Source organism: Thalassoglobus sp. JC818 (assembly GCF_040717535.1).
In the GTDB taxonomy this organism is placed as follows: Bacteria; Planctomycetota; Planctomycetia; order Planctomycetales; family Planctomycetaceae; genus Thalassoglobus.
Genome location: NZ_JBFEFI010000003.1, coordinates 165300 through 192166, shown reverse-complemented (window position 1 = coordinate 192166; position 26867 = coordinate 165300). Strand labels below are relative to the sequence as shown.

Annotated in this window: 22 protein-coding genes and 1 tRNA gene; 11 read left to right on the top strand and 12 right to left on the bottom strand. The window is 52.8% G+C overall.

Going from position 1 to position 26867, the window contains the following annotated elements; genetic code table 11:
• Window positions 1-239: 239 nt before the first annotated feature.
• From AB1L42_RS08660 to AB1L42_RS08650, 3 genes are all read left to right on the top strand, one after another.
• On the top strand, window positions 240-821 hold the full coding sequence (locus AB1L42_RS08660) for a HEAT repeat domain-containing protein (protein WP_367053374.1): 582 nt from the start codon (window positions 240-242) through the stop codon (window positions 819-821).
• Entirely contained in the window at window positions 818-3418 is a 2601-nt protein-coding gene (locus tag AB1L42_RS08655; protein ID WP_367053372.1) for a polynucleotide kinase-phosphatase, read from the top strand. The genes AB1L42_RS08660 and AB1L42_RS08655 overlap by 4 nt, the downstream gene beginning before the upstream one ends.
• A gap of 286 nt (window positions 3419-3704) precedes the next feature.
• Window positions 3705-4265 (top strand): hypothetical protein, encoded by a 561-nt coding sequence (locus tag AB1L42_RS08650; RefSeq protein ID WP_367053371.1) that lies wholly within the window; start codon window positions 3705-3707, stop codon window positions 4263-4265.
• Window positions 4266-4831: 566 nt separating this feature from the next.
• On the opposite strand, the gene AB1L42_RS08645 is transcribed toward AB1L42_RS08650, so the two are convergent.
• A tRNA-Leu gene (locus tag AB1L42_RS08645) sits at window positions 4832-4916 on the bottom strand.
• A gap of 392 nt (window positions 4917-5308) precedes the next feature.
• Between AB1L42_RS08645 and AB1L42_RS08640 the strand changes: the two genes are divergently transcribed.
• Both AB1L42_RS08640 and AB1L42_RS08635 read left to right on the top strand, forming a co-directional pair.
• A complete protein-coding gene (locus AB1L42_RS08640) occupies window positions 5309-6724 on the top strand; it encodes a hypothetical protein (RefSeq protein WP_367053370.1) in 1416 nt (471 codons plus the stop codon).
• A 243-nt stretch (window positions 6725-6967) separates the two neighbouring features.
• Window positions 6968-7924 carry a PQQ-binding-like beta-propeller repeat protein gene (locus tag AB1L42_RS08635; protein ID WP_367053368.1) on the top strand — a complete coding sequence of 319 codons (957 nt, stop codon included), beginning with the start codon at window positions 6968-6970 and terminating at the stop codon, window positions 7922-7924.
• Between the two features lie 62 nt (window positions 7925-7986).
• On the opposite strand, the gene AB1L42_RS08630 is transcribed toward AB1L42_RS08635, so the two are convergent.
• The 3 genes from AB1L42_RS08630 to AB1L42_RS08620 all read right to left on the bottom strand — a co-directional run bounded on the left by AB1L42_RS08630 (window position 7987) and on the right by AB1L42_RS08620 (window position 10753).
• A complete protein-coding gene (locus tag AB1L42_RS08630; RefSeq protein ID WP_367053366.1) occupies window positions 7987-9369 on the bottom strand; it encodes an aminotransferase class I/II-fold pyridoxal phosphate-dependent enzyme in 1383 nt (460 codons plus the stop codon).
• Between the two features lie 132 nt (window positions 9370-9501).
• Window positions 9502-9843: an STAS domain-containing protein gene (locus AB1L42_RS08625; RefSeq protein ID WP_367053363.1), complete on the bottom strand. Its 342-nt coding sequence runs from the start codon at window positions 9841-9843 to the stop codon at window positions 9502-9504.
• Between the two features lie 124 nt (window positions 9844-9967).
• Complete coding sequence (locus AB1L42_RS08620; protein ID WP_367053361.1) at window positions 9968-10753, bottom strand: hypothetical protein; 786 nt, start codon at window positions 10751-10753, stop codon at window positions 9968-9970.
• Between the two features lie 246 nt (window positions 10754-10999).
• Between AB1L42_RS08620 and AB1L42_RS08615 the strand changes: the two genes are divergently transcribed.
• Window positions 11000-12427 (top strand): DUF1501 domain-containing protein, encoded by a 1428-nt coding sequence (locus AB1L42_RS08615; protein WP_367053359.1) that lies wholly within the window; start codon window positions 11000-11002, stop codon window positions 12425-12427.
• Window positions 12428-12473: 46 nt separating this feature from the next.
• On the opposite strand, the gene AB1L42_RS08610 is transcribed toward AB1L42_RS08615, so the two are convergent.
• On the bottom strand, window positions 12474-13202 hold the full coding sequence (locus AB1L42_RS08610; protein WP_367053357.1) for a hypothetical protein: 729 nt from the start codon (window positions 13200-13202) through the stop codon (window positions 12474-12476).
• Window positions 13203-13594: 392 nt separating this feature from the next.
• Between AB1L42_RS08610 and lpdA the strand changes: the two genes are divergently transcribed.
• Window positions 13595-14980, top strand: a complete 1386-nt coding sequence (gene lpdA / locus AB1L42_RS08605) for a dihydrolipoyl dehydrogenase (protein ID WP_367053355.1) — start codon at window positions 13595-13597, stop codon at window positions 14978-14980.
• A gap of 144 nt (window positions 14981-15124) precedes the next feature.
• On the opposite strand, the gene AB1L42_RS08600 is transcribed toward lpdA, so the two are convergent.
• Together AB1L42_RS08600 and AB1L42_RS08595 are read right to left on the bottom strand one after the other, a co-directional pair.
• A complete protein-coding gene (locus AB1L42_RS08600; protein WP_367053353.1) occupies window positions 15125-15541 on the bottom strand; it encodes an ATP-binding protein in 417 nt (138 codons plus the stop codon).
• A gap of 73 nt (window positions 15542-15614) precedes the next feature.
• Window positions 15615-15971, bottom strand: coding sequence for an STAS domain-containing protein (locus tag AB1L42_RS08595; protein ID WP_146509142.1), 357 nt, complete (start codon window positions 15969-15971; stop codon window positions 15615-15617).
• A 252-nt stretch (window positions 15972-16223) separates the two neighbouring features.
• Between AB1L42_RS08595 and AB1L42_RS08590 the strand changes: the two genes are divergently transcribed.
• From AB1L42_RS08590 to AB1L42_RS08580, 3 genes are all read left to right on the top strand, one after another.
• Window positions 16224-16586 carry a hypothetical protein gene (locus AB1L42_RS08590; protein ID WP_367053350.1) on the top strand — a complete coding sequence of 121 codons (363 nt, stop codon included), beginning with the start codon at window positions 16224-16226 and terminating at the stop codon, window positions 16584-16586.
• Window positions 16587-16657: 71 nt separating this feature from the next.
• On the top strand, window positions 16658-17407 hold the full coding sequence (locus tag AB1L42_RS08585) for a hypothetical protein (RefSeq protein ID WP_367053347.1): 750 nt from the start codon (window positions 16658-16660) through the stop codon (window positions 17405-17407).
• Between the two features lie 77 nt (window positions 17408-17484).
• Complete coding sequence (locus AB1L42_RS08580; protein WP_367053345.1) at window positions 17485-17757, top strand: CDGSH iron-sulfur domain-containing protein; 273 nt, start codon at window positions 17485-17487, stop codon at window positions 17755-17757.
• Between the two features lie 35 nt (window positions 17758-17792).
• Here AB1L42_RS08580 and dtd read toward each other — a convergent pair whose 3' ends face one another.
• From dtd to AB1L42_RS08565, 3 genes are all read right to left on the bottom strand, one after another.
• On the bottom strand, window positions 17793-18260 hold the full coding sequence (dtd, locus tag AB1L42_RS08575; RefSeq protein WP_367053343.1) for a D-aminoacyl-tRNA deacylase: 468 nt from the start codon (window positions 18258-18260) through the stop codon (window positions 17793-17795).
• A 77-nt stretch (window positions 18261-18337) separates the two neighbouring features.
• On the bottom strand, window positions 18338-19258 hold the full coding sequence (locus tag AB1L42_RS08570; protein WP_367053341.1) for a phosphate acyltransferase: 921 nt from the start codon (window positions 19256-19258) through the stop codon (window positions 18338-18340).
• Window positions 19259-19387: 129 nt separating this feature from the next.
• Window positions 19388-22627, bottom strand: coding sequence for a PVC-type heme-binding CxxCH protein (locus tag AB1L42_RS08565; RefSeq protein WP_367053339.1), 3240 nt, complete (start codon window positions 22625-22627; stop codon window positions 19388-19390).
• Window positions 22628-23140: 513 nt separating this feature from the next.
• On the opposite strand from AB1L42_RS08565, the gene AB1L42_RS08560 reads away from it, so the two are divergent.
• Window positions 23141-24688 carry a cation:proton antiporter gene (locus tag AB1L42_RS08560; protein ID WP_367053337.1) on the top strand — a complete coding sequence of 516 codons (1548 nt, stop codon included), beginning with the start codon at window positions 23141-23143 and terminating at the stop codon, window positions 24686-24688.
• 51 nt (window positions 24689-24739) lie between these two features.
• Here the strand turns inward: AB1L42_RS08560 and AB1L42_RS08555 are convergent, their stop codons facing one another.
• Both AB1L42_RS08555 and AB1L42_RS08550 read right to left on the bottom strand, forming a co-directional pair.
• Window positions 24740-25705 carry a hypothetical protein gene (locus tag AB1L42_RS08555; protein WP_367053335.1) on the bottom strand — a complete coding sequence of 322 codons (966 nt, stop codon included), beginning with the start codon at window positions 25703-25705 and terminating at the stop codon, window positions 24740-24742.
• 130 nt (window positions 25706-25835) lie between these two features.
• Entirely contained in the window at window positions 25836-26801 is a 966-nt protein-coding gene (locus AB1L42_RS08550; RefSeq protein ID WP_367053333.1) for a D-alanine--D-alanine ligase, read from the bottom strand.
• Window positions 26802-26867 lie beyond the last annotated feature (66 nt).

Sequence of the window (26867 nt, the reverse complement as noted above, 5' to 3'; positions counted from 1 at the left end):
ATGACGGAGGCCTCGCCCACTCAGCGATTGAGAATTTCGGAGAGAGACGTTTTCACAGTATATTGACCTCATCGACAAACCCCGGCCTGAAATGTTACTATGATCAATGGCTGAAGCAGTCCGTTAAGCAGTCCGACAGTACGAAGTCTTATCGAACTCACATAGCATCAATCTCTTCGAACGAAATTTGCGAAGCAGCGCAAGGGCAAGATCGATGTTTCTGGTTCCAAGCTTGGGGCATGCAAGCGAGCGACTCAGAATTGCAAACGGTTTTCAACGCACTCCGCGCCTCAGCCAATCCAAACGTGCTCAGCCGTCTGCTGAGAGTTTTCTCCAACCGACCGTTACCTGAGTTTGACTCTCATCTTATCGACCTCTGTCAACATAGCGATTCTGCAGTACGAAGTGCTGCGATCGCTGCACTTTCCATGAACAGAAACTCCTTCATTCGCAATTTCGCTGCTGAACAACTTTCGAAAGGATCTTTTGATGTAGCGATCAAGCAGTTCGTGAACAACTTTGAAGTCGGAGATGAATCCCGGATACTGAAAGCACTGAAATTCACGGAGGGCAAGTATGAGCAGCATTCGACACTAATGGATATAACTAAAGTCCTCGAGGCCAACTCTCACGCTGATTGTTCGAAATTGGCGCTAATTGCATACTTTGAAACACCATGCCAACTGTGTCGGTCCAGTGCAGCTCGTCTGCTTCGCCAACAAAACGCAGCACCGAACTGGCTTATAGACGAGATTGCGTTTGACGCGGAAGAGCAGTGCGTCAACCTGTTTAGTGACCAAGATTCGAAAATTATCGAATGACGATCAATATCCCAAAACTCTCACTTGTCGTCCTCATCGGCCCCAGCGGTTCGGGGAAGAGCACCTTCGCGCGGAAGCACTTTCTACCGACCGAGGTACTGTCGTCCGACTATTGTCGCGGACTCGTCAGCGACGACGAGAATAATCAAGCTGCGACAAATGATGCTTTCGATGTGCTTCACTACATTGCAGCCAAACGTCTGACTCGAGGTCTTCTAACTGTTATCGATGCCACCAACGTTCAACCGGAAGCACGCCGACCACTCGTTCAGCTGGCCAGGAAACAGCACTGCCTGCCCGTTGCGATTGTGTTAAATCCTCCAGAAAAGGTGTGTCACGAACGAAACCGAGACCGTGATGATCGACAATTCGGCCCGCATGTTATCCGACAACAGCGATCACAACTGAGGCGTTCTATTAAGAAACTAAAGCGAGAAGGCTTTCGACATATTTTCGCAATGGATTCCGTCGAAGAGATCGATTCGGCGACTATCGAGCGAGTTCCGCTTTGGAATGACAGACGGGACGAACTCGGACCGTTTGACATCATCGGAGACGTTCACGGATGCTGCGAAGAATTGAAAGAGTTATTGCAGCAGTTGGGCTACCGATGTGAATCTCATCAACCACAAAACAACCCGAGTTTTGGTTCAAGTTGGTACGCACATCCAACGAGAAAGGCAGTTTTCGTCGGTGACCTGTGTGACCGCGGGCCAGATGTTGTCGGGACGTATCAGACCGTCATGAACATGGTCAAAATGGGAGCTGGAATCTGTGTTCCGGGCAACCATGACATGAAGCTGCTGCGCAAGTTGCAGGGTAAGAACCCACAACTGACACACGGCTTCGCAGAAACAATCGAACAGATCGAGGCTCTTCCCGAAGCAGCAAGAACTTATTTCTGCACGGAGTTGACCGAGTTTCTCGACAGCCTCGTGAGTCACTACGTTTTCGACAACGGCAAGCTTGTTGTTGCTCACGCTGGCCTCAAGGAGGAATATCAAGGTCGCAGTAGCGGCAAAGTTCGTGAATTCTGCCTATATGGAGACACAACCGGAGAGACCGACGAATTTGGAATGCCGGTGCGATTCAACTGGGCTGCCGACTATCGCGGCTCGGCAATGGTCGCCTATGGTCACACCCCAGTCGCTGAACCGGAGTGGCTCAATCAAACGGTAAATATTGACACAGGCTGCGTCTTCGGTGGGAAACTCACTGCCCTTCGCTACCCGGAAAAAGAGTTCGTCTCAGTTCCGGCAAAGCAGACCTATTGCGAACCATCGCGACCATTCCTCACGTATGACAGAGAAGACACACTGTCCTCTCAGCAATTGCACGATGACATTCTCGATGTGGAAGATGTCCTCGGGAAGCGGATCATTTCGACTCGACTTCGACGAACCGTAACCATCCGCGAGGAGAATGCCACTGCAGCCCTGGAGGTCATGAGCCGATATGCTGCCAATCCGAAATGGTTAATTTACTTGCCTCCCACGATGTCTCCGTCAGAAGCCTCGAACGAACCAGGATTGCTGGAACACCCCGCCGAAGCGTTCTCGTACTATCGAAGCCAGGGGGCTTCGAAGGTCGTATGTGAAGAGAAACACATGGGATCAAGAGCCGTCGTTGTAGTGTGTCGAGACGAGGATGCCGCCCGAACGCGCTTTGGTGTGACCGAAGGTGAGGCAGGCATCGTCTACACCCGCACAGGCAGACGCTTCTTCAACGACACCGACCTGGAATCGATGTTTCTTGACCGACTGCGGACAGCCATGACGAACTCCGGATTTTGGGAGCAGTTCGAAACATCGTGGGCCTGCCTTGACTGCGAACTGATGCCGTGGTCTGCCAAGGCTCAAGAGCTACTCCGTTCACAATACGCCGCGGTCGGAGCAGCGGGAAGTGCCTCTTTGCCGGAAGCCATCACCGTTCTCGAACAAGCCGCAGCCCGAATGCACGGAGCCGACGAATCGAAGACGACCGAAGTCCTGAATCGCCTTCGTGGTCGCAGCCACAGCATCGAAAAATTCACTTCTGCCTACCGTCAATACTGCTGGACCGTCAACTCCCTCAGCGACTTAAAACTTGCTCCCTTCCACCTGCTGGCGACTGAAGGAAAAGTTCACATCGATCAGGACCATGCTTGGCACATGCAGACACTCGCGAAAGTCTGCCAAGAAGATACTGACCTCTTGCTGGAAACGGCTTTCCAAGTCATCGATCTCACCGACCTCGACAGCATCGCAACCGGAATCGACTGGTGGACGAACCTCACCGCACGAGGCGGCGAAGGAATGGTCGTCAAACCGAACGAATGGATCGTGCGCGGAAGGAAGGGGCTCGCACAGCCCGCCATCAAATGTCGTGGAAAGGAATACCTGAGAATCATCTACAGCCCCGACTACGACTCCGAAGAAAATCTGCCTCGTCTGAGAAACCGAAACCTTGGTCGTAAACGGTCGCTGGCCCTTCGCGAGTTTGCCCTCGGCATTGAAGCACTAGAACGGTTCGTCCAAAAGGGACAACTTCGAAGAGTCCACGAATGCGTCTTCGGCGTGCTGGCTCTAGAAAGCGAGCCAGTCGACCCAAGACTATAGGTCACCTATCGTCAGAGAAACACAGAATGGGCGACCGACACCGTGAGAAACCGGTCCAGCCAAGACAGTTCGGAAGCCCCTCAACGACCTCACCAAATCCTGAAAAGAGCACAACTCACAGAGCGACACCGATTCCCCGAATACAATCAAACCACTAACAATCAATCCTTGATGTCCATCCGATTAACTCTCGAACACTCTAACTCCTCGCTAACATCTCATATATCAACCTGTACTACATCTTTCCCCGACCCAAGAACCCCAACCCGTCGGAAGTGTGATAGACATGACGTACAATGCACAATCTCAAGCTTTCACAACGATCCTGTTGCTTCTGGCCACCTTACGACTTGGGTGCTTTTCTCCTGCTCGAATTGAGGGCCCGACATTTTACGACGCCGAGTGGATCCTGAGGTCAGCAATAAGCGACATCAACACAAAAGGCGAAATCGTTTTCTTTAACACAGAAAGTGCATGCGTATCGAGAATGATTGGAGACTTAAATGAACTGAACACCCGCCAGGAATTCAGCATCGAAGAGGCTCTGGTGGTAATCGACTTCTATGCATCCGTATGCGTAGACAATGAACAACAGTCGCAAGTCCATCTTGTTCGTGGAATGCTCTTGTTGAGTGCAAACCGAAATGAGCAAGCACTTGAAGCATACAACAAGAGTATTGAACTGAGTGAGGAAACCTGGCAGCCCTATTTCCACCGAGCGTTTTACTTCCACTTGATCAGAGATGACCAAGCCGCCGAAGTCGACCGAAAGAAGGTAAAAGCAGTATACCCTAACGCCCCTCTGGACCAATTCTCATACCGAGCAAGCCATGGAGGTTTGATCTAGACGCCTAATCACGTCGAAAAGATTCTACCCCCGGGCGACTTCGGTCATAGCGTCTTCAACCAGAGTATGTTCAATCTCTTCATCGCAACCACTGACACTGCAAAGTCGCGTACTCAACCCCTGGACCGAATGCACCCACCGACTTGCTACCCAGCGGAGCACGACGAACATCAACCACTCAGCCTCTACAGTTCGCTTGCACGTTGATGGCTACTCGAAGTCACTGCGAAGCCCAACCACACCGGCTCAACAATCATTGAAGCATTCCCAGTCATCCTTCTCCCGACGGCAATCCAACATCAACCAGCCCAAAAATCTCGACGCTCGAATTAGACCCAGAAAGCAGGTAAAAACCTCTCACATCGACGCAAACGCGTGTGTCTTTCGACAATATGAGAACTGCCATCCACACCAGGCGTGAGATGCGAGCCCTCGCTCTTTCGGATGCTTGTCACATTGAATGTGGTAAATGACTGAAGAAAGGGTTTGCCACACTTCAAAGAAGGTTAGCGTAAGAAACGCTACAGCAATGACTTCCGTAAAACTCTTCGGCCCTCAGAAATCAATGCGGTTGAGAGGATTCGAACCTCCACGTCCTTATCGGACACAAGAACCTGAATCTTGCGCGTCTGCCAGTTCCGCCACAACCGCAATGGTTGGAAAGTTTAGTCGAACAATGGCTTCGGTCAACCGTGCGACTTGAAGCTGTTCCCGATGAACTCGTATGGGGGAACTTTTTCTTTATGGGACGTTCTGCGAAACTGGAGAATCTTTGGCGTTGAATTGTGGAGATTGGCTTGAGGAAACTCCGCGTTCACCATCCGAATGACAGCCAGGCGCAAGCTGGACGATGGTGAGAAGTCCCACGGAGAAGCGGTCCCTGACTGGGGAAAATTTGGCGAGGAACGATGTCAGAAACTGGGGATTCTCAGGAACCGAGGCGAAAACGGAAGCGAGAGCGCAGTCCGCGTCGCACGCCGCGTTCGATTGAGCGAATCCGCAGATATCGTCAGGCTGACTGGCAGCGGGTTTCTCGGAACCTTATGGCAAGTCTGCCCGGCGTGGGCTTTAGCGTCGTCTTCCATCTCGTTCTGCTCTTCATTCTGGCCTGGATCATCATTCGACTTCCAACTGACCCTTCGAACGTGATCGAACTCGGATGGTCTACCCGCGTCGATAAGCAGGACGCCGAGAAACCAGCCACCGAAGTCAGCCCAATCGCGATCCCTTCCGTGTCAATACAATCGAACGGAAATGATTCGATTTCGGAAGAAGAGTCGAAGTCTTCGAACGGATCCTCAGAACGTGATTCGAGTGACGTTGCTGACTCGCCAGTGGAATTGAGCCTGGTGCCGGTTTCGGAGGTCTTTGAACTGAGAAAGGGCTTTTCTGAACCGAATGGAAAGGCTGGTTCGTCCGACGATTCTTTGTATCAAGCGATCAAGTCGGCGACAGCGTGGATGGCCCGACAGCAAGCTTCCGATGGCTCTTGGGATCTGCGTGGCCCCTATCCGGACGGGGGATCGATTGAGACACGAACCGGGGCGACTGCACTTGCTTTGCTTGCCTTTCTGGGCAGCGGGCAGACTCATCAAACAGGTGATCATCAAGAAGTCGTCGCGAATGGTCTGAAGTGGCTTCAAAGCGTTCAGCGATCTGATGGAAACTTGTTCGACATCGAAGAACAGGGACGGGAAGCTCATTTTTATGCGCATTCACAAGCAACGATTGTGCTTTGCGAAGCACTGGCACTGACTGGAGATGAATCACTTCGTGAGCCAGCGACGCGGGCGGTCGACTACCTCGTACGGGCACAGAACCCGAAGCTGGGAGGATGGAGATATCGCCCTTTGACCGAAGATGGAATCGGCGACCTTTCGGTGACAGGGTGGGCATTGATGGCTCTCCATTCCGGTCGAGTCGCAGAGATTCCGATTGAGTTTCAAGCTTTTCTCTTGGCTGAGCAGTTTTTGAATTCGGTTCAGGAGACGCCGCATTCAGAGTCGTTCTATCGCTATCGTCCTGACTTCCCCGCCGAAGAATCGCAACGATTGTCGATGACGGCGGAAGGGCTTCTCTGTCGACAGTGGTTGGGATGGCCTTCTGACTACACTCCATTGCGAGTCGGCGTGCGTACGCTGACTGATTTAAAGCACGAGCCGCAATGGGCTTCACGGCGTCGCAATGTCTATGCTTGGTACTACGTCGCGCAAGTCTTGCACAACCTTGATTCGAAGGAATGGGACGAATGGTTTGGCAAGACGAGCCAGCTCATCGTCGAAAATCAAACGTCGTCTGGATCACAACGTGGAAGCTGGCATCCGAAACGCCCGTTGGGGGCTTTTCAAGAAAGAAGCCAGGATGCCGGGCGATTGTATCTGACTGCGATGTGCACCCTCATTCTTGAAACACCCATCCGACACCGGCCTCTCTATTCCTCCACGGACGAGCGAGACTGAGTGATCGAATCTCCACGCTTGACGCGAACCAAACTCTCAGAGCGCGCACAGGACTGACAAGTCAACTCAAGAGAGTTGCGTCAATTGTCGCGTGTATCGCCCCTGCCTCGACATTCGCTCGGCAATTCGGTTCAATTTTCAATGCGAGTTGACTGATCTGTCGAACCAACTCGCTAGAAAAAACAATCCGGATCTCGAATCCTTCGCTGATTTGTGCTCACTCGTTTCAACTCGGTTTATGCAATGAAATCATTCACGCTGCTCGCATTAACTCTGACTTGCCTCGTCCCTGTATTGGCTGAGGGCGCAGAGGTTTCCTCAAAACGACATCAAGTCGTCGCTGCCGACAAGGGGCAGATTGTCCGCTTCAATAAAGGTGGCAAAGCAGTTTGGAAGTGCGACAAGGTTCGATCCGTTCATCGCATTCAGCAACTCGAAAATGGAAACCTGATCGTCCAGCAAGGATGGGGAAAGATCGTTGAGATTGATCCATCAGGCGAAGTTGTCTGGGAATACGATGCTGCCAACAGCAATGGAAACGAAGGCAAGAAGCTGGAAGTTCACGCGTTCCAACGTCTCGAGAATGGCAACACGATGATCGTGGAAAACGGGATTGGGCGAGTGATCGAAATTGATCCGAGCGGAAAGATTGTTCATCAATTCAATTACAAGGTGAAAGAACTTCACCCTCATCGCGATGTTCGACAAGCTCACAAACTGAGCAATGGAAACTATCTCGTCTGCCATGAAGCTGACGGGCGAGTCACAGAGTACAACGCCGATGGAAAGATCGTCTGGAATTACGATGTTCCGCTCTTTGGAAAAGAGCCAGCGAACGGTCACGGTCCCGAAGCCTTCGGAAATCAGGTGTTCAACGCATTGCGACTTCCGAACGGGAACACTCTCATCGCAACGGGGAATGGACACAGTGTGCTGGAAGTGACTCCTGAGAAAGAAATTGTCTGGGAGATTCACCAGAACGATCTGCCGGGCATTACTCTCGCCTGGGTGACTTCTCTGGAAGTCCTTCCAAACGGAAACATCATCATTGGAAATTGTCATGCTGGCCCAGAGAATCCGCAGCTGATCGAAGTCAATCGAGACAAAGAAGTCGTCTGGACATTTCGCGACTTCGAAGACCTCGGGAATTCGACCGCGGCATCAGCCACAGTTGGCAAGATTGGAAAAGTGCTTCGCTAGTCGTGAGGAGGAAATTCGCTGCAAGAATTCCTTCGTTTTGAATGCAAATGAGCCACGCGAGATCACTGAATGCGACTTCGCAAGAGGTCTCGCGTGCATGATTCCATGACCTCAAGAATGCGCGGCATCCAGTCCAGGTGTTCAGGCTTCATGAGGCAGGCTCGGAGACAGACGAGTGTCTCGCGATCCCATTCGAGGTCAGGCTGAGCTTCAGCAGCGAGAGACTGCGGAACTTGCAACATTGCGAGGTGGAGGTCTCGCTTCGCTGCTTCATGGAAGAATCGCTCGGCAAGTTCAGACGATTCCGAAGCTGACTTTGCGGACACAGACCAAACGACGATGTCGAGATCGGGATCAACGACACGGACGAATTCGGGGGATTGATCAATCCAGTCGGAGAGTGATCGAGCTGCTGTTCGACTCGCTTCCAATCCCTTCGCGAATTCCCCATCAATATCGAGCGGAAACCTTTGGAGCGTCGCCCATAAAGCGACTGCGGAAGCTCCCGGACGTGAGCACTCAAACGAGATCTCACCGAGGTGAAGATCATCAGACGTGAAATACGTGTACGGTGAGTCGTGCTTGTAAACTCGTGCAACTGCAGGATCACGAAACAGCACGCACCCGCACCCGTAGGGTTGGAGTCCGTGCTTGTGAGGATCGATGACAATCGAGTCTGCTTCCTCGATCAAACTGAATTGGCGCTGCGTTGTCGGATGAAGGTTCTTCGCTAAGCGAAAGTATCCACCATACGCAGCGTCTACATGAATCCGGCAGCCAAACCGATCCCGCAGCTTGAGTACTTGATCAAGCGGATCGACGACTCCCAACCCTGTCGTCCCGAGCGTCACGACAACTGTTGAGTGAGGAGTTCCCTCCAGCATTTGTTCCAACTGGCGAAAGTCCATTCGACCGGATCGATCACAGGGAACGGAGTGAAACGGAACTCCGAGAAGCTGACAGCATCTCCCATGTGTGTAGTGAGCCTGGCTCGATGCAAAGACCGGAGCATGGTGATTTACTTCGCGAGAGACCCACAACGCTTCAAGATTGGCAACAGTCCCGCCTCCACAGAGATGGCCCAGCGCCGATTCCCAACCCACCATTCGGGCAATTTGGCGAACGGCTTCTTTCTCCATCTGGGAACTGGCACGCCCTCCGTCCATCGCATGGTTGTTGGGATTGATCGCCATCGCCAGAGCATAGGCCATGCTCGCTACGGGATGCGGCGGCTTTAACATTTGTCCCAGATAGAACGGATGTTGATACGGGAAGTTATCCCTCATTCGCTCGGCAACTTCATTCAAGATTCCTGAAAGTGATTCTGGGTCTTGCTTCTCCGAAGTTACGGGAAGATCACTGAATCCGACTTTCAAGTGATGTAGTGCTTCACCGAGAACACGCAGACATTCCGCGTCTTGATTTTCAGAACGAATATTGACCATGGAGTTCAAATTCTTGGAGCGGGCTATTTCATTTGAATGACACGTCGCAGTTTCAGCTGCGGACGAACACGGCTGCTGTCGCAAGGCTGAGCGTCCGCATGATCGACTGGTCATCGATCCGTCGATCGCTTCTTAAGCGGGGCCAAATCCCTCTCGAACGTGGAGACACTGGGCCAGATTTGTCACACGGAGGACTTCCCGCAGCTCGTCCGAGGGATGATACAATTCGATGTCGATCCCGTTTCGCTGGACCGCTGCCAGGATGCCGAGAACCCAGCTCGACACAATGGGAACTTCCATCATATCCACAACCAGAACTTCGCAGTCATGATGTTCGACCAGGTGAAGAAGCTCTCCGCAGATCTCTTGTGAACTTCCAAACTGCTGGAGATGACGACCATCGAAACCAATGATTGTCAGTCGACCCGTCTTGTAGACGTGAAAAAACTTGCTGCCGTCGAGTGGATTGTTCATGAGTCATCCCTCCTGGCTATCGACCCTCAAAACTCTTCTTCGACATATTCTCGCAGCGCGAAATCGGAAACGCAATTCCCTTCATTCCAGATCGCTTCGAAGCCCATGGTCCGATGGCAGCCGACTACAGCGGATGAACCTGATCCCAGTCGTGATCGGCTTTGGAGAAGTGCCATGAGTTCAACAGCGGTTCCAGGCGTTCACGGTCTTCTAAATGAGCACAGACGATCGTTGGACGCATCGTCCTCGTCGGAAAGAAACCAGCTGACCGAAACGCCTTCAGAAAGCGAGGATCAGAAGCTGCTGCTTCAATGTAATCACAATGTGGGCCGAGTTGTTCAAACCCGTGCTGCAGCAACATCGCCATCGCATTTTCATCCGACGGAGCAGTGAAAAGATCAACGATCACCCCCTCCGGAAGTTCCTCCGGCTCAGCCACTCTTGTGACAAGATAGCCTTGAATCTGATCACCGTCTCGAAGCAGAAACCGTCGATATTTCAGAACCGGAGCTTCACAGAAACGCCAGTTCACGAACGTTCTGGACCTGTCGAACAATGCTGAGAACTCGGGCTGCACGCGATTCCAGAATTCATCATACTCCTCGGGAAACGTCTCGATTTCTTCGATCGTCCAGTTCTTGCCACGAGCTTTCTGACGGAAAATCCGCTTCGACGAAACCACGTTTCTGGCCATTGCAGCTGTCAGGATCGGAGCAACTTTGGAGCCCAGAAAGACTCCGATCGGAGTGGCCCAATCGGACCGATACGATGCTTTGTGTTTCAGAAATCTCTCGACCGCTTGAGTCGAAAGACGATGCGGACAAATCAGCTGGGCTGTCGGTCCTAACGTCAGGCAACCGGCCTTCTCAGCAATGCGTCGAGTCGCAGCTGCCATCGTGAGAGTCGCCACAACACTTATCGAAAATACCCACTACTCGACAGTCAAGACATTTGAAAAGTGTGAAGTTCGTCCCGTTTTCGAAGTCAATTGACTGACTTGAGTCCACGGAGACACAGACTTCTCCTATAATCCATTTCTCTCAATCAAACATCGTGAAACTCCACGACTGCGCCTCAGGGCACATTGGAAATTGATTCGACTCTCAGCGTTCCGAATCTCACTGTGAACGAATTTAATTCCGAAGGAATCCCCGTCATGCATCCCAGCTACTTGCCAACTCCGGAGCCATTCTTCAGCCGACGCGAGGCACTTCTCCGCTCGGGGACCGGGTTTGGAGCACTGGCACTGGCGTCGATGTTGCCAACGTCATCGCTGAAAGCTGGTCCAGCCCTAACCTCTCACATCCAACCGCGAGCCAAGAGCATTATCTTCCTCTTCATGGAAGGGGGACCAAGCCATCTCGACCTGTTCGATCCAAAACCGCAATTGAACAAGCTGGCCGGGTCTCAATTGCCAGCTGGATACAAAAAGGTTATCACAGCGATGGGAGAAGCGAACTCGCCCCTGCTGGGTTCGCAGCGGAAATGGAAACAACACGGCGAATCGGGAATCTGGACCTCCGATTGGATTCCTCATATCTCATCATGTGTCGACGACATCGCTGTCATCCGATCGTGCTGGACAAATGGCATTAATCACTCCGGTGGAGTCTGCCAGATGAATACCGGCACGCCTCTTCCAGGACGACCATCTCTCGGGTCCTGGGTCTCATACGGACTTGGCACAGAAAACCAGAATCTTCCGGGATTCGTCGTGATGACCGACAATCCATCCCAGGTTACGAACGGGCCTCGCAACTGGAGCGCTGGCTTCATGCCTGCCAGCTATCAGGGAACCAAACTCGATTCCGGAATGGAACCGATTGCGAATCTCAACAATCCCAAAGGAATCAGTGATCGACGTCAGAGGATGAAACTCGATCTGCTGAACGACATGAATACGCAGCATGCTGCTCGTCGGGAATCTCAGACCGAACTCGAAGCTCGAATTCAGAGCTATGAGCTGGCGTTTCGAATGCAAGCCAATGCCCCGGAAGCAATCGATCTCGAATCAGAAACTAACGAGACGCAGAAGCTCTACGGAATCGATGAAAAACAGACCGAAGCCTTCGGTCGCAACTGCCTGCTCGCACGGCGACTAGTCGAGCAAGGAGTCCGATTCATCCAGCTTTATCACGGAGCTGGCAGCAAGTGGGACGCCCATTCAGCGATTGAAAACAATCACACTCGTATGTGTCGGCAAATGGACAAACCGGTCGCAGGTCTCATTCACGATTTAAAGCGACGGGGATTGCTGGACGAGACTCTCGTGCTGTGGGGTGGTGAATTCGGAAGAACTCCGATGAGCGAAAAAGGTGATGGCCGTGACCACAATCCAACGGGCTTCACAATGTTCATGGCGGGCGGCGGAGTAGCGGGCGGTCAAACGATCGGAGCGACTGATGACCTCGGATTTCACGCGGTCGAAAATCGCCTGCACGTTCATGACCTCCACGCCACGATCCTGTACCTGATGGGCATTGACCATATGGCTCTGACATACCTTCACAAGGGCCGACCTGAACGGCCGACCCAGAATGAAGGAGATGCCTACCGGCTGATCACCGGTCGAACACAAGCGTGACACACACTTGTGTTTCGGACCTCAATGGTCGAGTCGTTACCAATGATCAGAACCCGATGCGAAACAGCCACTGCGCCAATGCTTCGGATCGTTGATCCCGCGACGACGACGCAGGAGGAGTGAAACTTTGCGGAACCATGAGCGGAGGTGCACTTCTCAAGTCCGGTCCGCCCTGACTTCCGAAACGTCGACGCTGAGCGATGTCATCATGGAGATGAATCATCGCTGCTTCGACTCTGTCGAGATGCTCCAATGCCTTTCGAACATGGACAGCTCCGACGTGTCTGGTTTCGGGAGTGAAGTGGTATCCGTTGCCGCCGAATGCGGGTTGTCGACGACCCGGCTGATGAGCGGCGAAGTCGCAGGCTCCCAAGTGCTCTTTCAAAATGTCAATCTTGTTTCGCACCCGCAGCAGTTCCTCTCGAATATCTTTATCAGACTCTTCTGCCAGAATCGCAGCTTGGACGCGATGCACGCCTTTCAAAATGCGATCCGCATCTTCCAGTAGATGGTCGTAGTCGCGTGACTCGACGAAGTCGTCATGTATCTCCCAGCGCAACTCGCGCGCTTCCACGAATGCCGAGAAGGCGAGATCATCGAGATGACGGTAGTGTTCGTTGTGCCGACTTCCAGCACGAAGCTCTTTCGCTCCCGCTGTAAGGACTCCACAGAGAAGAACCGCCAGGCAGCAGGTTCGAGCGGAGAATACATTTCGCATTCCAAAACTGTTGGTGACACTCGGACCGACAAGCGATGTTTTCACTGATGTGTTCATGATTGCTCCCTTTCCTTCGCATCCCGCTTTAAATGGCGTCTTGTCTTTTCCCTGATTGAATTTGCGAAAAGCGAGCCACCCACCGGCAATTCTTGCCGAGAGCCTGTTAAGTTCTAATCCTGTAAGCACTTAGATCAGAGAGCCTGCATCATTCCAAACACACTACCGTGTCGTCATATTGACACTCATGTGCAAAAACCGACGACACACGCGACTGATGCACTCAACCGGAGTGGCAATTTGCACAGCGATCCCCGAGAGTGCCTCCCTGTTTCTTGAACGTCGCTCACGATTGACTTACATATCGGGGCTGTAAGTATTGTCGAACGCAATGCACACGAACTCATCGCCCGATCGCTCGCGTTTCGCCCAGAATTGAATGAACTGGACTCATGTCAAAATTTGATCTCGTCGTTATTGGAGCAGGCCCCGGAGGCTACGTCGCAGCAATTCGAGCCGCACAACTGGGCAAATCGGTCGCGATCGTCGAGAAAGAACGGCAACTGGGCGGCACCTGCCTGCGAGTCGGCTGCATTCCCAGCAAAGCCCTTCTTGAAAGTTCACATCTCTACGAACACGCCGGGCACGGCTTCGCTTCTCGCGGCATCAAAGTCTCCGGTCTTGAGATCGACCTCGATGCGATGATGAACCAGAAGCAAGGGGTTGTCGATACGCTCGCAGGCGGAATCGACGGCTTGATGAAGAAGAACAAGATCGAACGATTCTTCGGACACGCGACGCTCACCGGTGGCTCAACTGTCCAAATCGCCTCCGACGAGAAGACCGAAGAAATCACCGGCGAAGCAATCCTCCTCGCGACGGGTAGCACACCAGCATCACTTCCCGGAATCGATTTCGATAGCCAGTTCGTCGGCTCCAGCACCGATGCCATCGCTTACGAAGAAGTTCCAAAACATCTTGTCGTCATCGGCGGCGGAGTCATTGGACTCGAACTGGGGACGGTCTGGCGACGACTTGGGTCTCAAGTCACCGTGCTTGAATACCTGGATCGAATTCTTCCGGGCATGGACAATGAACTCGCCAAAGATGCTCTCCGCATCTTTAAGAAACAAGGACTTGAGTTTCACCTCGGAGCACGAGTTACAGGCGTCTCCAACGACGGCAAACAAGCGACAGTTACTATCGACGGACAAGATCCAATCACGTGCGACAAGGTCTTGATGGCTGTCGGCCGCAGAGCAAACACCGAGAATCTCGGCCTCGAAACTGCGAAGGTTGAAGTCGACAAACGCGGCTTTGTCGTTGTTGACCAACACTACAAAACTTCGGCTGGGAATATTTACGCGATTGGCGACCTGATCGGTGGAGCGATGCTCGCACACAAAGCTGAAGAAGAAGGATTGGCCTGCGTCGAACAGCTTTACTCCGGATACGGACACGTCAATTACAACGCCATTCCCGGGGTCGTTTACACCGATCCGGAAATCGCTTCCGTCGGAAAGACCGAAGAGGAACTGAAAGAAGCGGGAATTGCATACAACAAGGGCATGTTCCCATTCATCGCGAACGGTCGTGCCAAGGCGAGTGGCACTGTCGATGGAAAAGTCAAAATCCTGGCTCACAAGGAAACCGACAGAATTCTCGGAGCCCACATCATCGGCCCACACGCTGGCGAACTGATCGCTGAGTGCGTTGTGGCCATCGAATTCGGAGCCAGCGCGGAAGACATTGCTCGCAGCTCACACGCTCATCCGACGCTGAGCGAAGTCATCAAAGAAGCCGCACTGGCTGTCGATGGTCGCACAATTCACATGTAAGTGATCGCGTGTGATTCAAACTTGAGTCTGAACTTTCCGAAGCTCTCGTAAAACGACTACCGAGCTTCGTCGCAGACTCATCCGAAGTCGAATCGGGCAAAGCGACTGGACCTTCAAGTGACCGATTAACCAAAGCAGAGAGAACTACTCAGCGCTGCGCTCTTTTTCGAGAATGACCCGGTTGCCCTTGTCGTTGAATTCGACTCGAGTCATGAACGCCTTCATCAGCATCAATCCCCGACCGCTTGGCTTTTGCAAGTTTTCATCGGCGGTTGGATCGGGAACGTCGCCCGGATCGAAGCCCGGGCCTTCATCTTCAATTTCGACGATGACTCGCTCGCCATCGTAAGAGCAATGGACGGAAACATTCTTGCTCGGATCGAGCCCGTTTCCGTGTTTGATCGCGTTAACGATCCCTTCTTCCAGCGCGAGCTTCACTCCGAATAAGTCATGCTCCGGAAAGCCCCCGTGCTGAAGCCGTTGCAGGATCTCTTCCTGGACTTCATGCCCCTTGGCGGTATCACTGGGAATCGTGACTTCGAATTCGAACGAGTCAGCCATGCGAGACTGGCCTGCTGTCGAGAAGGTTGCTCGGATAAATTGAGTTCAGTTCGGGCTGAATCAACGGTTTCAATTAGAATCCTGCGAGTGCAGCTTCCTGATCGTCGCGGATATCAAACAGCTTGTTCAAACGTGTGATTGCGAACACTTCGTAGATGTCTGGACGAATCGAGCAGAGACGAAGCTGACCGCCAACTGCTTTGACCTTCTTGTCCATCGTGATCAGTTTTCCAAGTGCCGCGCTGGAGAGATACTCCACGGTGGTAAAATCGAGGACGATTTTCTTGCGTCCATCTTCTTCCACCAACCCAAACAACTGATTGCCGATCAATTGTATATTGTTCTCATCAAGGATCTTCTTGTCGACAAATTTCGCGACAGTGACATCCCCAATTTCTTCGATATCGATACGGCGTTGTCCGGCAGACATGAATAACTTCCTGATAAATCCTGACGACAGACCTAGCGAAGCGTTCACCGAAAGAACGGTAACGAGACAGAAGCACTTTGACCTTCACTTCTCAAGGCACTCAATTTTGATCATCATGCTTGTTAATCGCAATGTCAAGAGCATCGGCTTCGCTGTCATTTTTCAATCTCTCCAAACTTCGCTGCCAGCGCGTCTGGACCGATTATGCGTATGAGAGCATGAGCCCTTGACCGCAAACATGGACAACTCCCGATGGACGCTTCCAAACAAGATCATCGCCAGTCGACTTACGAGGTCCCCGAGTCGAACACGTTACGTCTGGTCGCATTTGCGTCCATGACGATCACGATCGCAACCGTGTTGATTTTCGGAATCGTTGCAGCCTGCCTGCTGATCTTTCGCCCTGATTTGGGCGATCAACCAGTGATCGCTCCACTCATGGGGGCAGTTCTGATCGCGGGAACGGTCGTGGCGATTATCGGCCTGCTGGCCGGTGTTGTTGATCTTTCATCGTCGAGAGACTCCAAAACCATGACGCTGGTTTCTATCCTCGTGAATGGAGCTGTCGCACTTTTGGTGTGCATTGTTGTCCTCACAGGGATTCTGCGATCTTGAAGATCGATCCACTGTGATTGTGTGCGAACTCCCCCCAACAAATCGTTTTCTGACACTCGGAGAATGCGTTCATGCCATCCCTGCTCAAACGTTTTCAATTCCTGGGAGCGACCGTGCTCTCAACATGTTTTGTGGCCACAACGTTCGCCGAAGCACCCGTTCCAGTCGAATCAGTCGCCCCTGTTCCTGAAATCGAAATCGAAGTTCAGTCCCAACTCGAGACTTTGCAGAAAGCACTCGACGACCAGGACGGATACGAAGACGCTCGCGAGGGACAAATTCGCCAGTCGTTCGGGCTGCTCGCTTGCCTGGGCCAGGCACTGGCCGAACACGACGGAGCTTCCGAAACGAAAATTCAGGGACCAGCCCTCCGCGATGCCGCTCTCAAGTTCCAGAGAAAGAGTTCATTGGAAGAAGCGAAAGCCGCTTTCGAACAAGTCAAGCTTGCCGCCAATGGGGAAGCGACCGGAGATCACAGCGTTGACCACCCATGGAACAAACTGATCAACATGCACCCGATGATGGAAGAAATGAACTCTCGGAACAGCGCGCTGTTGAAAGTGATTCGACGCCCACGCGGCAAGGCAGAAGAGCCTGTTCACGCGACGACCTGGGCGATCCTCGCACTCGCGATGCAGGCCGACACTCACGAAGTCAAAGACGATGCCATGCTTCCAGAATGGAACAAGTTCAGCAACGAATTTCGTGAAGCATCATTGAAGCTGGCCGAGGCCATCCGCAACAAAGACGCAAAAGAAGCTCGAAAGTGGTTCGACTCTGCGAATCAAAGTTGTGACTCCTGTCACGAAGTCTTCCAGTAAACTTGCGAATGACTTGAGTCGTCAATCACTGAGCACGTTCCAGCATGTCTTGCAAACTCCAAGGATGAATCAACTGCATGTCTGATCAATTCGAACCTTCTGAGCTTCCCAAACCAGCTGGCCTGGCTCCGGCGAAAGTCAGCCTCGAAGCGGGGAAGAACTACGCGTACTGCACGTGTGGCCTCTCATCGAATCAACCTTTCTGTGACGGAGCTCATAAGGGAACTGGATTCGCCCCACACAAGTTCACCGCTGAAGAAGACTGTTCGATGATGATGTGTATGTGCAAGAAAACAGGCAACACGCCACGTTGTGACGGCACACACAAGAGCCTTCCTCAGGACGCTTGAAGCGACTCGGACTCTCTCAGAGGGTTTTGAACAGTTCAAAACCCTTTCGAGCTGTCCAGCAAGAGCGTCACAGGTCCATCGTTCACAAGTTCAACTTGCATTTGTGCTTGAAACTGTCCGGATGCCACTCGAATTCCGGTGCTTTCAAGCCGCTTTAGAAGTGTCTCGTAAATCGGCTTAGCAGTCTCCGGGGAGGCTGCAGCGATAAAGCTCGGGCGACGGCCTTTTCGGCAATCTCCGTAAAGTGTGAACTGGCTGATCACCAGCATCTCGCCACCTGCTTCCTCGATCGAGCGATTCATCTTCCCGTCATCGTCTTCAAAGACTCGCAGTCCGACGAGTTTGTTGACGATGTAATCAAGATCTTCGCTTGTATCTCCTGATGAGATTCCGACGAGCACAACAAAGCCGCTTCCAATTTGGCCAGACACAAATGACGTATCCTTCTCTTCGTCAATGACCGTGACCTGTGCTGAACTGACTCGCTGAACGACCGCGCGCATCTCTTCTCCGCCGGAATGAAAACTTGATAGCTTAAAAACGATAAAGACAACCGCGAGAAAACAGCTCCGAGATTGAGCTATCGGAGAGACCGTACACCCGCGTCACAAACATGCAGAGCATATGCAATCGAGTTTAAGCGTGTCTCGACAGTATCCGCTCGCGACATAAAGACGACTGGATGAGACGTCCCAGTAAGGATTCCACCAAACTGGCAATCCGACGTGTACATCATACCCTTCACGGTGAGGTTGGCACTCAAGAGATTCGGAAAGACCATCGCGTCGACACATCCGGTCACTTCTCCGTCGATCCCCTTCTTGCTGCTCGCGTCTCTCGAATAAGCCAGATCGAACGACAACGGCCCTTGCACCACACAATCACCGAAAGCCCCCTGAGCAGCTTTCTCGACGAGTTCCTGAGCGACCACCGTCTCGGGCATCGACGTAACAACCTTTTCCGAGGCAGCCATCAGAGCCACCTTGGCTTTCGGTTCTCCCAGTCGGCGAGAGATCTCGACAACGCTGCGGATCAAATCTTCAAGCTGTTCTGAATTCGGAGCGATCGAAATCCCGGTATCTGTCATCAAGAAGCACCGACTGTCCCGGACAATTTCCATGAGTACAACCTGACCGATCGTGCGTCCGGTTCGGAGTCCATGCTCTTTATCGAGGACTGCTTTCATCAGGTACGGAGTCGAAATCTGCCCTTTCATCAGAAACGCAGCCCGTCCAGATGTGACTTCGTTGACAGCGACTACAGCAGAGTCGGCAGCGTCATCGAGAACAACGAACGGCTCAAGGTCGACTTCAATTGCATCCGCTCGTTCCTGAATCTGTAGGCGATCTCCCGTCAGAATTGGGTTCACCCATCCGCGTCGGCGAGCAATTTCCAGTGCTTGAATGACTGTCGCATCTGCACCACCAGCTGCGACAACTCCGACAGGGGCTGACAGAGAATCAGCAGCTGTGAAGAGATCCTGAAAACTTGAGAGAGGCATTCTGAATGACCTGTCTGAAAATTAGTTGTCTGCGGCAAAACCGATCACAAGATCACTCTTCACTCGTATGCATCTGCCTACCTCGACGATGTAATCGACTAAATTGCGGATGATCCAATGAGCCTGAATCTACTCAGACTCACTTCCGTTTGCCGAAACGGTTCTTCGTCCACCCAGGCTTTGCAGATAGGTGTAAAGATGTGAAAGGTCATCATCGGAGAGATCTTTCAACAGACCTTCCGGCATCAGCGACTGACTTAATCGCCTTCGCACTTCGATGTCCTCGGTCTCAATGCGATACGTTCGGTTATTCGAATCCCGAAGGACTAATCCGTCCACCGATTCGTACACGATCAAACCGGTGTGAATCTTTCCGTTGACCGTCGCGATTTGCGTCGTCTGATATCGCGGAGAAACATCGAGATGTGGAAACGCGATCGCCGTAAACAGGTCCTCACGCGAGAAACGGCCAGCGACTCCGCTGAGATCCGGCCCGAGTGCGCTTCGTCCACCATGACATTGAATACACCCTCTGCCCCGGAAGAGTTTTTCGCCGGCCAATGGGCTTCCGGAAGACCAGTCAATCGACGCTAATCGATCTTTTAACTGATCCAAGCCAAGCTCTTCCGATCCAGAACGGGACGCGAACTCTTCCGGAAACTTCTTGGAAACAAAGTCGGTCCAGGCTGCGATTTCTGCTGACTGCGAATCTCCATCGCGTCCCATCACGTAGTTGAAATTCTCTCCGTGATTTCTTCGTAGCAGTTCGACAATCTGGTCGCGAATCTGTCGTTCGATTCCGCTGTCTCCGAGTTGTCGAAGAGAACGAACCAGCGCAACGTTTTCAGCCGGGTCCTGAGTTGGAGACAACAATCCCAGCGACGAAACGCACTCCTGCAAAGTCTCTTCACTCGCAGAATCGAGACTCTCGTAGAAGTATTTCCGATCGGCCTCCGTTGGATTAATCGACAAGCACGAGATCACCGCGGAACGCAACGCATAATCAGCATACATTTCGCGGATGAGTTCATGATCTTCCTTGTTGGGCGACTCCGACAAGAGAAACAGAACGTCGCTGTTCCAGGGGTAGTCGGGATCGTTTCGAATCGTTTGCGAGAAGACTTGAATCGTCTCACCAAATAACTGCGGTGGAAACTGACTCAAGAACTGAACATGTCCCGGATGGCCAAATCCTGGAGTCGCGAGAATCGCTTCCGGCAGTTGCTGATCCTGTTGAACCAGACGGGTGTAAACCTCGAGTGTGCGGTCTGCCCAGTTGGTATCTTGTCGCAATTGCAGCCGATCAATTTTGTGATCGACGTTGACCAGTGTCTTTGCAATTTGAAGACGTTGATCACTCGTCCTTGGCACAGGCATCCGTGAAAGAACGATGAGCCGATGCAAGTCTTCAACTGGATCGGACTCGTCAGTCAGTCGACTGAGCACGTCAGCAAAAAGTGACTCGCTGTTTGCAGAAACAATCGACATCGTTCGTTCAAGTTCACGGTCGAGAAGAGGGCTTCCGGTTGGGTAAACCTTTTCGAGAGCCGTGACAACTTTCGCCATTTGCTCTGTCGATGATGACAAATCCTGAGGTGAGGCGTATCCATCGAAGACTGGAGCGACTTCCGGGGAATCAGGCACAAGATCACCAAGCCCCAACTGAAGAACTCGAACCGCTTCGAGTTTCAGTTCGTTCGGCCGCGTCGACTGAAGAACCTGCAGGGCAATATCAATCGGATAATCCTGAACACCTTCATTCTTCAAAGCGAAGGCCGCCGCGACAGGAATGGCAGCGCTCCATCCTTTTGCGAATCCTTTGGCAGCCATCGAACGAGATGTTTCCGGTCGGCACTTGACCAATAATCGCATCGCTGTCTGGCGAACATATCGGTCGGGATGGGCGAGCTGTTCGCCGAGTGCATCAACATACGAATCGAAAACATTCTCACCTGCCCCAATCAGTGCTTCCATCGCGGTTCGCACAACCTGCGGATTGGCATCCCCGAGATACCAGACAAGGTCTCGCACGCTGGGAGACGCCGTTTCGGAACGGCCAACGGACCAAACAGCCCGTGCACGAACCACGGGATCGGGATCTGACGCGAGGCTGTAAAGCATGTCGCCATCCAGCCCCCGAAACTTCTCGGTGAGGATCTCGATCGCTCGAATCCGCTCGGATTGCGGACGCTGTCGGTTGAGCGCAACTTCGATGAACGGTTCGCTCGGAAGTTCAGCAACAATCGGCTCCCAAATCCGGCGTGACCAACTGCTCAACGGTTGCGGTGCCCGAAGGCAATGCTCAACGCGTTCCGCTGCCGTTTTCGGGATCTCCGATACATATCGGAGGCCCGCTTTATCAGAACGTCCAGTTGCACGAATTCGATAGACCCCACCACGTGTTCCGCGACCTCCAACGCTGATGTACAAGGAACCATCCGGTCCAACTGCTGCATCCGTGGGAGCAAACCCGTGCTGCCCGATGGCACTCATGAAGTCAATTGGCTCACTCGACCACGTCGCTCCCGAAGGTTCGAGTGGCAACGCGAAGACACGGCCATACGTCCAGTCCAGCACGAAGAGCGCTCCCTGATACTCCTCAGGAAAATGTGGATGGCGATAACATTCGACTCCTGTCGGCGAACCGCGTCCAAACTCACCGACTGCAGGTGGCATGTCGAAAAACCAATCGGGACGTTTCCAGCTGCGTGTCAGCCAGCCAGCGTTTGATCCCGGCAGTACATGAAAGACTCTCGTTGGCCGATACCACGGAAGACTGATGTCCCTCTCGCCGTCGCTGTCAAAAGTAAAGACGTCCCCGGCCGCTCCGAAGTCGAAGTCGTAAGCGTTTCGAAATCCATCGGCATACACTTCACCCGCTGAGAGATCAGGCTGAAAACGAAGCACAGCCCCGGCCTGCGGATTCTGAACTGGAGTCGTGTCGAGTTTGATATACCGCCGATCGATGCCAGCATTGTTCCCGGCAATGACATACCACCATCCGTCGGGACCTTTACGAATCGCGTGCAGGTCATGTTCGCCGCCAGTTTTGATCCGCCAGAAGAGATCGGGAGGACCATCGGCACGGTCGTCGCCATCGCGATCGCGATAGCGAATCAGTCCGCCTTCGCCGGAACAAATCAAATCGCGTCCGGCAAAGTACATTCCCTGCACTCCACCTTTAGGACCATCAACATACAGCGATGCGTCGTCAGCACGACCGTCGCCATCGGTATCGTGGAGAATTTTGATGTATCCCGCGCCTGACACTACAACCCGTCCGAACGAATCGACAGCCATCGAATAGATGTCGTGAGCGAGATCGTCGTCAGCGAATAACGTGACTTCAAAACCTTCAGGAACTCGCACTCCGAGCGACTCGTCGGCACTCGAAATTGAGAGATGTAACTGTGTCGCGAAGAGCCCTACTCCACACAGAAACACACATTTGCTCAACGTCGTTCGAAAGTAACCGCTTCGATCCATCAGAACTCTCGGATTGGAATTAGTTGAAGGGGAGCAGTACCAGCTTTGACAAGGCATTCTGTTCCTTGAAATCTCAATTGCCAAGGAGAGGCCGTTGCCTTAGTTCAGATTCCTGCTAATGTTCCGATCTTATCGGGAGTTTGGATTTTGCCGCAATGCGGGCTCGTTGCACACGCCGCCCCGGCAGAATACACAATTTGCACAAACAGAGAGTTGCGACCGTTGAGAAGGGGTTCCTTCTTCGTCGACCTCTCGTTCCATTGTTATCACAGCACACTCAGGAGCACCACTTTGTTCCGCCGAACTCGATCCCGACTGCGTCAACGTTCTCAGGTCACTCTGAGTTCGGATCCTCTTGCACCGCCAAAATCGTCTCTCCGAAAAAACTGGTTGCTGATGGCAGTCATCCTGGCGGCGGTGCCGGGACTTTTTCAGCTGATCAGCACTCCGAGCGCGCTGGGTCAAGCTCCGAGTTCAGTTGCAGAACCTGAATCGGCAACTCCAGAGACAGCCTCTGATGAAGCTGTCGAAGAGTCCACTGAAGCGACTGTCGAAGAACAGTCCTCCGACGAAGAAGGACATTCTGAAGGCCACGGAACCGAAGGAGAGTCTCACGGTGATGAGCACCACGAAGGGGAACATGGTGGCGGTCACTCAAATGTCGCTGCCCCACTCTTCGCAGCCATCGTTCTCATTCTTCTGCTGGCCAAAGTTGTCGGAGACTTGTTCGAAAGAGTCGGGATGCCCGCCGTTCTCGGTGAGCTTTCAGTCGGAATTCTTCTCGGCAATATCGCACTGATCACGACATCATGGATTGGAGTCGATGGCTGGCACGGACTGGACTTCCTGCAAGCTCCGGAAGAGCACTCGATCGGCGACGTTTACAACACCGGTGCCGCTCTGAAGATGCTCGCGGAAATCGGTGTCGTGCTGCTGCTCTTCGAGGTCGGTCTCGAATCGAACGTCAAAGAGATGATGAAAGTTGGTGTCTCGTCTCTGTTCGTCGCCATCCTCGGAGTCGTCGCTCCAATGATCTTGGGCGTCGGAGTCGGCTGGTTCCTCCTGCAGCATGAACCGTGGCAGGTCTCTCTTTTCCTCGGAGCCACTCTCTGCGCGACCAGCGTCGGTATTACGGCTCGCGTTCTGAAGGATCTCGGCAAGTCCCAGCAACGTGAGTCTCAGATCATCCTTGGCGCCGCCGTTATCGACGACGTCCTTGGACTGATTATTTTGACAGTCGTATCGGGAATCATTGAGCAGGGCGATGCCTTCAGCATTTCCAGCCTCATCGAGATCGTCGTGAAGTCTGTTGGATTTCTCGCTGCTGCGATCCTGCTGGGAAGCCACTTGCTTGTGAAGCCCCTGTTCAAAGCTGCCAGCTTCCTTCGCGGTCATGGCCTGCTCGTCTCGACCGCACTCGTGATTTGCTTCGGCCTCGCGTTTCTCGCAAACCTCGTCGGCCTCGCTCCGATCGTTGGAGCATTTGCGGCAGGCTTAATTCTTGAGAAAGCCCACTACCAGAATCTGGGCAAGAAAGAACACGCTGAACTCGAAGAAGCACTCGCCCCGCTCACCGCGTTGCTGGTGCCAATTTTCTTTGTTCAGATGGGAATCATGGTCGACCTGTCGAGCTTTGGAAATTCCAGCGTCTGGATGCTCGCTGGAGCGATTACCGTCGCGGCCGTCATCGGTAAGCAAGTGTGCTCACTGGGTGTGATCGAAAAGGGACTCAACAAGGTCGCTATCGGCCTCGGGATGATTCCTCGTGGCGAAGTCGGATTGATCTTCGCCAGCGTCGGTGCTGGCCTCATGGTGAAGGGCGAGAAAGTTGTCAGCGACGACACCTACTCCGCGATCATAGTAATGGTGATCATCACAACCATGGTGACGCCCCCACTGCTGAAATGGTCACTCTCGAAGCCTGCCCCCGGAGCCGCTGAATAGCGCCCAACAGAGCCGTTCCTATCGCTGATTGAGCCCGACTCAAAAACTCACTCAGCGATAGCGAAGCTCACCGAGTGGTTCGAGCGAAATGGCATCGAAGAGACGAATGTCGATTCGATACGGACCGTTGGGAGAATCAAAGTCTCCGAACCGCTCGATGTACTGCTCCATTCGTCCAAGCTTCTGTTCGGCGGTCGGTTCGAGGTCATCGTAGCCGGGAGGTTTTCCCCACACGACTCGGCTCCCTCCGACAGTGAGCAGTTCGAAAATCATTTCATCGGGTTGAAGTTCTCGCGAATTCTGAGGCAGGATAATCCCCCGCAGCTGGAAGTGATTCCAGTACAACTCCATGTTGTGCTTGGGAGTCAGAATCTCGGCAATCGTCGCTGCTGCAACCATTGCGGAGCCAGGCCAGACATCGCCAGCTTCAGCAGACTCAGGATCGACTGCATTCAAAATCCACGGCAGCCGTGCGTAATCTTCTTCTGTGAAATCTTCTCTGGGCAGAATAATTCCATCGACATCAATCGCAAAAATGTCTGTCGGAGTTCGCACAAACGCCACCGGCTCTCGATAGTCGATCAGTGCCTGAATCGCGGGTTCATTCGTCAGTCGAACAAGCTTTGCCTTGCGAATCCACGGATGCGCTGCCAGAGCTTCAGAAACTTCCCGACAGAGATTCGAATCGAGAAGTGACACGTTCTCAGAGAGAGAACTCTGCGCGAGAACATCGTCAATCAATGTCGTAGGAACCCACTCATTGGGCGCGTTGACGCGCATCTCATCGAGCGGGAATTGATACTCATCGAGTTGCGACAGATCCGGCAGCATGGCCGGCACTCGCGGCGCCAACACTGCCGACACAAGACCAATCGCCAGAACCAGCAGCGTCACTGGTCGAAAGACGAACTTTCGCAAGACAATCCCGATGAAAGACGGCTTCGGCGGCGCAGCTTCTTTGGCTGCTTTCCGCTTCGCAGGAGCTTTCTTCTTGGATGTCTTGGCTGCAGTCGCCACGATGGTTCCCAGCTACTTGAGTCAAAATTGATTGCAAATGAATCTTATTTGACTCTACACGCTGGAATGACTGACGCAGAAAAACATGAAGAATGTTCACCGAAATGCGGTCGGCACAGCCAGAATCGCATCAGTCATGATTCTTAGGCTCACTTTCCCGATTCGCGAAGCGAGTGAAGGCAGAGAGAATATTCCGTTCGCACAACTCTCCCAAATTCCAACCCAAAGAAGCTGCGGACTTGGGAACGAGGCTGTGAGAAGTCATCCCCGGTGAAGTGTTGACTTCCAGAATCCAGCCCTGACCGTTCTCGTCCACCATCAAGTCGACTCGACAAATCCCCCGGGTCCCGAACATCTCACACGCCCGTTGGCTGATCTCCGAGACATGTCTCGCGACAGGATTCTCGTCAACATTGATCACACTGTAACGAGTCGCTTCATCCTCGTATTTGGCAGAGTAGTCAAAGAACGGATGACTGGACGCAATCCTGATCGGCGGAAGCGGAACGTGATCCAGCATCGGAACAGTCCACTCTTCTCCGACGATCGCCTTTTCCAAAAGCACAGGAGACTCGTATTCACAAGCGATGCCCCAGGCTTCGTACAAGTTTTCAGGCGAGTACGCGACAGCCACACCTAAGCTGGAACCTTGAGCGTTCGGCTTCACAAACAGAGGAAATCCAACTTCAGCAGCGACTTGAAGCACATTCGGCAACTTCTCCTGATGATCAATCAATCGAAATGGAGGAGTGGAAAGTCCATGCTCGAGCAGGAAACTTTTCGCCTGATTTTTATGAAACGTGATCTTCGAACAGACGGCATCGCTGCCAGTGTACGGAACATTCAATCGATCCAGTTCTCGCTGCAGAGTCCCGTCTTCCCCGTACTCCCCATGCAGCATGTTGAGGACGACAGGAGTTTCCGGCCATTGAAACTCATCGAGCGAAACTTCCGCCGGGTCGACCTCACAAACCGTGTGTCCCTTTGATCGCAAAGCTTGTGCTACACATGCCCCGGATTCAAGACTGATCTCGCGTTCAGGGGATTCGCCTCCAGCGACAACAACAATACTCACCTCCCTGGGAATCCGATTCAACGAGTGCTCCTCCGCGATGCTTCAATTTTGACGGTTCGGATATTCAGAACGAGAAATCCGGTTGTT